A 1,308-nucleotide genomic window follows, 5' to 3' on the forward strand; every position below is an offset into this window, starting at 1 on the left:
GGAAAATTTTTGTTTTTCGGTTTCTGGGACGGGAATAAGGCGGGTAGCTTCCTGGCGATCGTAAACCATTTTCACGGCTTTACTACCCAGACGCTTGGCGATAATGGGTCGAAAACCCTCCCGCAACATGGGTTTAAATACCATGAATTCATCAGGGTTGACAGTCCCTTGGACTATGGTTTCCCCTAAGCCATAGGCGGCGGTAATGATGACGGCATTTTTGAATCCGGTTTCTGTATCAATTGAGAACATTACCCCGGAAGTGGCTAGGTCCGATCGCACCATTTTTTGTACGCCAATATAGCATTAGTCAAGGTGGTTAGGACGCAGCTTTGAGAACAGAATCCATGGCATCATGGAGAGAATCAAACTGCTCAATACAATGGCGAATGCGGGCTTTCAACCACGACCAACATTTCTCTATCTTGTTGAGGTCTGGCGAATAAGGTGGTAGATAGAGTAAACGGCATTGAGCTGCCTCCACCAGTTCAGCAATCCGCCCCCCTTTATGAAACGTTGCATTGTCCAATACTAGAGTCTGACCTGGCTTCAATGTTGGAATTAAGATGAACTCCAACCACAACTCAAACACTGTCCGATTACAACAACCCTCAAAGCTAAAGGGGGCTAAGAGTTGTTGATGACACCATGGGGCCATATAGCTCACCCTGCCCTGCCTCTTCCCTGATTTGAGGGCATGGAAGCGTTTTCCTTCCTCGCAGTAACCATAAGGGTAATCCGAGTCCTGACTATTCATGCCGGCTTCATCGAGGTAGACCACTTCTTCCGGCTCCATCTGTTCAATCTGAGCCATAAACTCCTCTCGCTGTTGCTCATCACGTTCTTGGTAGCCGTAAGTTTTTTTTCTGGTGAAGCCAATTTTCTTCAAGGCTCTGGATATGGTGCGAGGAGAGATGTCGTCATCCCAAAGTTCAGCCATTTGAGCGGAGGTTTTGTGGCCATGCTCTTGGGCAAAAGCCTTGAATTTATGCCAGTCGGTAATTTTGTGGTTATTGCCAGGTCGGTGATGAGGTTTAGGGAGGAAGTCTCCGGTCTGTGCTTTTCTTTGCAGCCAGAGATTAATGGTGTTCCGGCTGACATGGAAAACTTGACTGGCTTCTGTTTTGGGCATACCGTCTAGTTCAATGGCATCAATAACTTTTTGTCTGAGGTCGTAACTATAGGGGGCTGGCATTTTTGGTCTTCTTAGTCATCTCGTCCTCTCCATTATACGTCCTAAGTGTTCTGTCTTGTGCTATAATCGGACAGTGTTTTAGTTGTGGTTGGAGTTCATCTTAATTCCAGCAT

At 46.7% G+C, this 1,308-nt stretch carries 2 protein-coding genes; both read right to left on the reverse strand.

The genetic code is table 11. The features are described from left to right. Window positions 1-300, reverse strand: a 300-nt coding sequence (locus U2P91_RS17885) for a PEP/pyruvate-binding domain-containing protein (RefSeq protein WP_322520101.1), incomplete at its 3' end; no start/stop codon positions are given. 19 nt (window positions 301-319) lie between these two features. Then, the gene (locus U2P91_RS17890; RefSeq protein ID WP_322520100.1) at window positions 320-1,195 is read right to left on the reverse strand and encodes an IS630 family transposase; all 876 of its coding nucleotides are present in this window, start codon (window positions 1,193-1,195) and stop codon (window positions 320-322) included. Between the last annotated feature and the right edge of the window lie 113 nt (window positions 1,196-1,308).

The organism is Acetobacterium sp. K1/6 (genome assembly GCF_034438075.1).
Classification (GTDB): Bacteria; Bacillota; Clostridia; order Eubacteriales; family Eubacteriaceae; genus Acetobacterium; species Acetobacterium carbinolicum.